General features: G+C 72.6%; 4 protein-coding genes. 1 reads left to right on the top strand and 3 read right to left on the bottom strand.

The features are described from left to right. The first annotated feature begins 8 nt into the window (after window positions 1–8). On the top strand, window positions 9–1,658 hold the full coding sequence (locus tag I8D64_RS13930; RefSeq protein ID WP_200503390.1) for a phosphotransferase: 1,650 nt from the start codon (window positions 9–11) through the stop codon (window positions 1,656–1,658). On the opposite strand, the gene I8D64_RS13935 is transcribed toward I8D64_RS13930, so the two are convergent. The 3 genes from I8D64_RS13935 to I8D64_RS13945 all read right to left on the bottom strand — a co-directional run bounded on the left by I8D64_RS13935 (window position 1,645) and on the right by I8D64_RS13945 (window position 6,909). Further along, a complete protein-coding gene (locus I8D64_RS13935; RefSeq protein WP_200503391.1) occupies window positions 1,645–2,256 on the bottom strand; it encodes a hypothetical protein in 612 nt (203 codons plus the stop codon). The two genes, I8D64_RS13930 and I8D64_RS13935, sit on opposite strands and share 14 nt — an antisense overlap. A gap of 250 nt (window positions 2,257–2,506) precedes the next feature. Then, a complete protein-coding gene (locus tag I8D64_RS13940) occupies window positions 2,507–5,893 on the bottom strand; it encodes an ATP-binding protein (RefSeq protein ID WP_200503392.1) in 3,387 nt (1,128 codons plus the stop codon). A 47-nt stretch (window positions 5,894–5,940) separates the two neighbouring features. Further along, the gene (locus tag I8D64_RS13945) at window positions 5,941–6,909 is read right to left on the bottom strand and encodes a hypothetical protein (RefSeq protein WP_200503393.1); all 969 of its coding nucleotides are present in this window, start codon (window positions 6,907–6,909) and stop codon (window positions 5,941–5,943) included. Window positions 6,910–7,207 lie beyond the last annotated feature (298 nt).

Here is a 7,207-nt window from a genome sequence, read left to right on the forward strand (position 1 = left end):
GTGGGCCCATGGATGAGCCTCGCTCGACCGACGGTCCTCTGCCCGATGGCCCCACGCCCGGCGACGGGCTCGACGTCGAGTCCGGCGACGGTCCCGACATCGGGTCCGTCGCCGGCCCCGTCGGCAGGCTCGGCGCGACGCTCGGCGACGGGCTCGCGGGGCTCCTCGACGACGCGCTCCCCTCGCTCGCGCAGTGGATGGTGCGGCAGCGCTGGTACCCGGCCAAGGGAGCGGGTGCACCGCGGCTCTCGGTGCGGGGCGCCGCGGTGATCGCGTCGACGGGAGCGGCCAACGGGGCGGAGCGCGAGGGTGTGCGGGCCGATGGGGCGGAGCCGGAGGATGCTCGGACCGGCCGGGCGCAGGTGCTCGATGTCGTGGTGCGGGCCGTGGCCGACGGCGCGGCGACGGACTACCAGGTGCCGCTCGTCGTGCGGTCCGGGGACGATGTGGAGGATCCCGACGCAGTGATCGCCGTCCTCGACGGCCGCACGGACGGCGACCCCGCGTCGGCCCCGCTCAGCGCCTCGTTCTCCGGTCCTGGCACGCGCTCCGGGGGCCTGCGGATCGAGGACGCGTGCCGCACCGACCTGGGCAGACGCGCCCTGATGGACCTGCTCACCGCTGATCGCCCGCTCGTCGGCCGCGGGCTCGCACTGGACCCCGCGCCCGTACCGGGGCGCACCGGCGCCCGCGTCGTCGCGACGCGCCTGCTCAGCGGCGAGCAGTCGAACTCCTCGATGATCTTCACGCTGGAGGACGCCGACCCCGTCATCCTCAAGCTCTTCCGCGTGCTCGCCGCGGGCGAGAACCCCGACGTGGTCCTGCAGGGCGCTCTCGACCGCGCCGGCTGCACGCGGATCGCCCCGATGATCGGATCCGTGCGGGTGCGGGTCGGGGGTGAAGAGAGCGCCGAGGCGAGCGCCGACGAGAGCGCTGACGCGCTGCTCGCGCAGAGCTTCCTCCCTGACGTCGAGGACGCCTGGCGGGTGGCGCTGCAGCAGGCCTCGGGCGGCGTCGACTTCCGCGCGGGCGCCCGCGATCTCGGCGCCGCGGTCGCCGAGGTGCATCGCCTGCTCGCCTCCGAGCTGCCGAGCGCACCGGCGGCCCCTGCGAACCGCGCGCGCGTGCTCGCCCAGATGCGCGCCCGGCTCGACGAGGTCGCCTCCCAGGTCCCGGAGGTCCTCCCCCATCGCACCGCGCTGCGCGGGCTCATCGACGCCGCAGCCGACGCCGCCTGGCCGCCCCTCCAGCGCATCCACGGCGACCTGCACCTGGGCCAGGTGCTCGCCGATCCCTCCCGAGGCTGGGTGCTGCTGGACTTCGAGGGCGAACCGCTGCGCCCGCTCGCAGAGCGCACGCTCCCGGACTGTCCGGTGCGCGACGTGGCGGGCATGCTGCGCAGCCTCGACTACGCAGGCGGCGCCGTGCTGCACGAGCACGGCGTGGACGCGTCGGCGTGGGTCGCGGAGTCCTCGCGCGCCTTCCTCGACGGCTACCTCGACGCCATGGGGATCGCGCACGAGGACGCGTCGTTCCTCGCGCTGCTGCGCGCCTTCGAGGCCGACAAGGCCGTCTACGAGGTGCTCTACGAGGCGCGGAACCGTCCGGGCTGGCTGCCGATACCCCTGGGCGCGCTGGCCCGCCTCAGTTCTCGGTGAGCACCGAGGACTCGGGCGTGGGCGCGCTGATCGGGATCCCGGCGGGCGCGACGGCAGGCATCGGCAGGGCGGCGGGCACGGCATGCGGATTCGGGGCCGGGCGCAGCACGCGCCGCACGGCCGACGGCGTGGTCGACACGTCACCCTGCTCGACACCGGGCAGGAAGGGCGCGCTGATCACGCGCAGGAGCAGGCGCGCGCCGACGACGACCTCCGCACGGTCCCCCTCCGGTCCCTCCCACACGCGGGTGCGCACGCCGCTGACCTCGCCGTCCTCGCTCATGGCGAGGCCGACGCCGCGCAGCGCGCGGTCGGCGACCCGGAGCAGCGATGCGGGGCTGGGCGAGGCGGGCGGCGCCGCGGTCGAGCCGATGAGGGCGCTCACGTGCTGGATGGTGCGCACGCCCAGGTAACGGGTGCCGGAGGCCCGGTCGCGACGGGGCTTGTGCTCGATGAGCTCGAGGTCCGGTGCGCCGGCATGGGGTGCGGCGTGCGTGCGCAGGGCATCGACCACGACGCTGAGGATCTCGTGCACCCGACTGCGGGCCTCGGCAGGGCCGCTCGGGACGTGCTCGGTGGCGAGGGGCCCGCCCGTCATCGGCTCACCTCCACGCTGCGTCCTGGCCTGATGTTCTGGTGTCGTGATGCCTTGGTGCCCTGGTGCCCTGCGGCTCGGACCACCGTATCGGCGCGACGCTCCCGATCACGATGGGGAGAAGTCCCCATCGACAGTCCCGTCCGATGCGTCTTCGGGCCGTGCGCGACGTGGCGGCCGGCCGGGCGTGTGGCCGTGCAGACGGGCCATGCGCCAGGACCGGCCCGGCGCCCTTCCGGCCGCGCCTCCGGGCTCAGTCGACGGGGACGAACTCGATCGGGCTGACCTGGGAGTAGCGGTCCTCGCGGATCGCGACCACGCCCACGCCGCCGATGAACGGGGCGAGGGCCTGGGGGTTCTTGCCGGGGTTCGCGAGGATGACCTGGAAGCCGAAGTGGCGGAAGGACTCCATGGCGGCCGTGATGAACTTGCCGGCGCCCTTCGAGAAGGCCTCGTCGATGATGATCGGCGCGTAGCGCGGGACGTCGATCCCGGTGCCGGCCAGTTGGTAGCGCAGCGCGGCCGCGAGGCAGAACGTCGTCAGACGCTCGTTCTGGCCGCCCGAGAGCGGGCCGCCGGACTCGTGCGCGTGCACGACCTTCCCCTCGGCGTCGACCTCCTCGGCGTGGAAGTGCACGTGGCGGCGCACGTCCAGGATCGCCCGGGAGACTTGGTCGTCCTTGGTGCGGGCGTTCGAGATCAGCTCCATGAGGTGGCGCAGGGAGACGAAGCGCTCCTCGGCCCGGTCCCGGTCGCGGGTGATGTCGTTCTCGATGGTGCCGGCGACGGCGTCCTCGAGGGCCTTCTTGAACTCGTCGAGGGCCGCGAGGTGCACGGGCCGCATGGACAGCTGCAGGTAGCGCCCGGAGTGGAACTCCACCTGGGAGAGCAGGGCGTTGATGCGCTGGAGGCGCTTCTTGATCTCGGCGGGCTCGCGGGCGATCGCGGTGGCGAGGGCCTGGACGTCGCCCAGGGTGTTGCCGGTGAAGAACTCGAAGAAGCGGTCCTCGACCTCGGGGAGCTTCTCCTCCTCGATGCGCTGCAGGATCGCGAGATGGTCGCCGGCCGCGTCCAGGGAGACGTCGGTGTCGCCGGCCTCGGCGGGCCAGCGTCGGGAGAACTCGCGCATCGCGGTGCGCATGTCCTCCTCGGCGCGGGAGGTGCGCTTGGTGAGGTCCACGAGCTCGGCGTCCAGCGTCGCCGAGGCGTCCTTGGTGACCTGGTCGATCGTCGAGAGCACGATCGTGGGCGCGATCGCATGGAAGCGCTCGGAGAGCTCCTCCTCGACCTCGGGGGTCAGGCTCCGCTCGCTCAGGCGCTCCTTCGCCTTCGTGAGGCGCTCGGCGGCGCGCTCGGCCTGCTCGCCGAGCTTGCCGGCGCCGCGGGCCACGTCCAGCAGCTCCTCGTCGGCGTCGGTGATGGACTGCTCGACGTCGTCGATCTGGCGGGCGAGGTCCGCGAGGGCCTCGGAGCCGGACTCGGCGGCGCGGACCATGTCCCGCAGGTTCGCGATGCGGCGGGCGACGGACGCGGCGTCGATGTCGTCCCATTCGACGGCGGCGAGCGCCTGCAGCGCGAACAGCCGCTCGCGGCGACGCTCGGCCTCGGCCTCGACGTCCTTGCGTCGGGCCTGGGCCTCGAACAGGGCCTGCTCGGCGCGGGTGCGCTCGTCCTCGAAGACTGCGCGCTTTCCGCGGTTGTCGAAGCCCAGCACCCACTGGGAGCGGTCGTTGATCGCGCGGTCGGTGTTCTTCTCGTGCCGGGACGCGGAGTGCTTGATCTGGCCCGAGCGCAGCACGGCGCGGCTCAGCCGCGTGAACTCCTCGAGGTCCTCCGCGCACACGTAGTCCATGCGGGCGGCGATCTCCCCGGAGAGCCAGGTGTGGAACTCGCCGTCCTTGACGTCGAGCTTCGCCGCGAGCGTGGTCGGGTCGATGCGCCGCGAGGGCCGGGTGAGGTCCGTGTTCACGCGGTTGTAGGAGATGCGGCGGCGCAGGCGCGTGCGGTCGATGACGCCCGCGACCTCGCGGTAGACGCGCTCGGGCACGAGGATCGAGCGGGCGAGACCGCGCAGCGCCTGCTCGGCGGCGGCGGTCCACTCCTGCTCGCCGTCCTTGACCTGGAGGAGCTCGGCCGCGAAGGGCAGATCGGTGGGGGCGACGCCGACCTCGCGGGCGATCATGTCGCGCACGGCGACGTCCTCGGAGTGCAGGTTCGACGCACGGGAGGTCAGCGAGTTCAGCTCGGCGACGGTCTGCTGGAGTTCCTGCTGCAACTCGCGGACCTTCGCCTCGGATTGCCAGCGGTTCTCGTCGGCGTTCTTCTCCTCGGTCTCGAGGGTCCGACGGAGATCGGCGACCTCGCGCTGGGTCGCCAGGAACAGGTCCTCGCTGACAGGGGTGCGCAGCTCGACAGTCGCGAGCTGCGCGGCGAACTCGGCGGCGCGCTCCTTGCGGCGCTCGCGCTCCACGTCGAGGCCCGCGATCTGCTGCTTCCAGTCGTCGATCTCGCCGCCGCCGGCGCGCCGGCGCTGCTCCTTGAGCTGCGCGAGGTCGGCGCGGGAATCAGCGAGGTCCTGGGTGAGGCGGCGCTGCTGGGCGCCGACGCGGTCGCGCTCGAGCTGCAGGCGCTCCTGCTCGTCCTGCAGGAGGCGCACCAGGTGCTGCGCGGCGTAGACGTCGATGTCGCTGCGGCGGTCGACGAGCTCCCCTCCGCGCTCGCGCATCTCCTTCCACGAGGTGTGCGCGTCGCGCAGGCCGCGCAGCAGATCGCGCTGCTCACGGGCGGTGACCAGGGCGTCGTAGACCTCGGAGAGGTTGTGGAAGTTCGTGAGCGCCTGGTCCGCGAGCTCGAAGGTGCGGGGCTCGTCGAGCATGTAGTCGCGCAGCAGGGCGTTGACGTCGCCCAGCTCCTTGGCGCTCTGGATCTTGTGGAGGAGGCCCAGGGCCTTCTCATCGGGGATTCCCAGCAGCTGGCAGAACTTCGCCCGGTACTCGCGGAACTGCCGGAACGTCTCGGTGCCGGGATGTGCGGCCTCCAGGGCGCGGCCCTCGATCTGGCTGGAGACGAACTGGCGCAGGTCGGTCGCGTCCAGCGCCTTCCGGGAGATGACGTACAGGCTCTTCACGTCGGAGTCCGAGGTGTGCCCGGCCTGCAGGAGCAGCAGGCGGGAGAGCTGCACGACGCCGCCCTGACCGTCGGAGAAGCGCAGCGAGAGCACCGTGAGGGTGGTCTTCTCGCGCAGCACCTCCTGGTTGAACTCGCCGGTGGCGGCGTCGTAGTGCATCGCCCAGGCGCCGCGCACGTAGCTGGCGACGGTGCGGCGGTACTTCGAGCGCGCAGGGCCCGCGTCGGACGCGGCGGCGTTGAAGTGCAGGGTGCGCGGCGGGGTGAGCAGGGCGCTGATCGCGTCCAGCAGCGTGGACTTGCCGGTGCCCGGGCCGCCGGTCAGGAAGTAGCCGCGCGGAGAGATCTCCAGGTCATGGGTGCCGTGGAAGGTCCCCCAGTTCGAGACCTGCACGTGCACGAGGCGCCACTGCCCGGGATGCGGGTGCTCGGGGTCCGTCTGCGCGGCGTCGGCGCGGTCGCCGGTGTCCTCGGCGAGGCCGGGCAGGTCGAGGGTCGTTGCGTCGAATTCCACCCCAGAAGGGTACCGGGACGGGCGGGGTCGGGGGTCGGGTGCCCGCTTCAGCCAGCCCACCCCTGGCGCCGGAGCGCGGTCTCGACTCGGGTCACGGCGCGCGAGCACCCGCGGCGGAGGTCGGAGGCGACCGTGCGCACTTCGATCCAGCCCGCGCCCACGCGCCGCTCGGTGCGCTCGATGTCCCGCTCCTGCTGTGCGCGAGTGAGATGGCGCGGGCCCTCGTGCTCGAGGCACACCCTCCAGCGCGGCCAGGCGAGGTCCGGCTCCCCGAGGTCGACTCCCCCGTCGTACATGCGCTCGTTGAGCAGTGGTTCCGGAAGACCGGCGACCTCGAGTCCGAGTCGGAGCGCGGTCTCGGCGGGCGAGTCGCTGCCGACGCGGGCCCGGTCGAGCGCGGCACGCAGCGCTCGGACGCCCCGCCGGCCTCGACGCGCCCGCAGCGCCGCTGCGAGCTGGTCGAGCGACGCGTACGGCTGCGTGCGTCCTTCGAAACGCGGGCGTGGCCGACGCACGAGGTGATCGGCGATCGCGACCAGGTCCTCCTCGCTGAGAAGCGGGCCGAGATCGCACCACGTACTGATCCTCCCCGTGGCGCGCACTCGTCCCACGAGAATCGTGTCGTCCGTGCCCGCGCGCTCACCAGCATGCGCTTCGGCATCCGCCACCAGGTCAGAGGATCTGTACCACCGGACGAGGGACGTGTGTGCATGCTTGTGGGAGCTGAGCACGTGGATGCTCAGGCTCTGCGCGGCCTCGAACGGGCGCGGGATCGGGATCCCGAGCAGCTCCGCGGCCGTCGGTCCACAGGCGATGACCGATGGATCATCGAACATCAGCGCACGCACGATCTGCGCAGCGCTCGCCCCGATCCCCGCCCGTGCGTAGAGCCCGCGCGCCAGCGTCCTGATGTCGGGGGCGCGCAGACGGGCCTCCCCGATTCCTGTGGCTCTCGCGCAGCGCGCCGTGAACACCGGCGGAAGGTCCGCGGGCAGCGGTGCTGGTGGTCTCGACATGGACACCAGCGTCCCGGGGGCGCGCCCCGCCGACTCAGCATCATCCACAATGCACAGGTCAGTGGGCAGAACGGGACAGCAGCCAGATCGTCCGACGCGATGCCCGATACCCCCGCCCCGTCACCGAGCGGAGTGTGCCCGTTCATGCCCGACACGGGACAGCAAGAGGTCACGTGTCGCTCTCAGACGCCAGCGAGAGGTCACTCACGGACCGTCGTCACCCGTCGGCACGAGGTCACGTGTCGTCGTCATCCGACGACGAAAGGTCACTCACCGTCGTCACCGGACAGCGAGAGGT

This window comes from Brachybacterium halotolerans (assembly GCF_016623465.1).
Taxonomy (GTDB): Bacteria; Actinomycetota; Actinomycetes; order Actinomycetales; family Dermabacteraceae; genus Brachybacterium; species Brachybacterium halotolerans.